We start from the raw sequence: 1239 nt of genomic DNA on the forward strand, positions 1-1239 counted from the left end.
GGATCCGACACATTGCCCGCCAAATCCTCGGCGGTACCACCGATTTGTCGTTGACCGTCAAAAGTAAACCCGACGTTCAGATCGGCCGTTGAGGTCGCCCGATATTGACCACCGGGCAGTGCATCGTCGCCATCGATTGGAACAGCGACGGTCAATCCAATGGCCGCATCGGAAGCATCGATCACATTGTTGGTGATGCTTTGACCATCGGCATACAAACGCACCAATGCATCCGCTTCGGCGGTACCAACAAAACCCGGGGTTCGCACGTTGGTGATGCGGTCGGATGCACTGCCGATGTTGCTTTGGATCCCGCTGTCGGTAATCGATGGATCCAATGCGATGGTGGGGGCGGCGGGGGCCGCAGTGTCGATCACCAAATTCAGCAGGAAGTCGTGGCTGATATTGCCCGCGCGGTCTTCGACTTCGACTTTGAGGTTGTGGATGCCATCGGCCAACGCCGGCAAGATGGTTTGAGCGTTGCCGCTGTTCAGCAGTAGCAAACTGGTAAACATCGCGTTGTGCCCTAGCAGCGACGTGCTTGCATCGGCATTGGCGTCCGCGGCCGAATCGTAGAGCAGGGTTTCGGTCACCAACGTTTGCCCGCCGACCACTCCGGTTTCCGCACGGTCGTAGATACGGTACTTCAGGTAGTCCGTCAGAAACGCACCGGCAACGGTCAAATCGGGAACCACGGCGTGCAGGTCCGCATTCGCATCGTGGGTGGTCACGCTGACCGCAGGCGTGTTGTCGTTGGTGATGTTGTCGTCGTTGTGTCGACCGCTATCGCTTGCTTCGTCCAAATCCAACAGCGGCAAATTTGGATCAAGCGTATCGACTTCTAATCGGATGGTATCCGAGGTCGCTTCGTTTCCAGCCCAATCTTCGATCAAGGCATAAACGTCGTAGACGCCATCGACTAGCGGTTCGGCCGTGATCTCCCAGATCCCCAACCCATCGGTATCCGTGGCTCCGGGGATACCGGCTTGGACATCCGTAAAGTCGGATCCGACGTTGCCAGTACCAATCACTAGCAGTTCACCAAACGCAACTCCGGCGTTGTTCACTTTCTGAGCAAACAGAGTGATGATGCCGTTGGTTTCGCCGCGACCTTGGAATGCGATTTCTTGAATGTTGGTGACGTTGTCATCGTCATACATACCGCTGTCGCTAGAGGCAAGGATGTCAATTGTCGTCGTGGGTACCGTCGTGTCAATCTTGACTTGCAACAAGAAATCG

The 1239-nt window shown here is 55.9% G+C and carries 1 protein-coding gene; it reads right to left on the minus strand.

Going from position 1 to position 1239, the window contains the following annotated elements; genetic code table 11:
• Nucleotides 1–1239, minus strand: a 1239-nt coding sequence (locus tag RMSM_RS41555) for an Ig-like domain-containing protein (RefSeq protein WP_008707745.1), incomplete at both ends; no start/stop codon positions are given.

The organism is Rhodopirellula maiorica SM1 (assembly GCF_000346295.1).
GTDB classification, from domain to species: Bacteria; Planctomycetota; Planctomycetia; order Pirellulales; family Pirellulaceae; genus Novipirellula; species Novipirellula maiorica.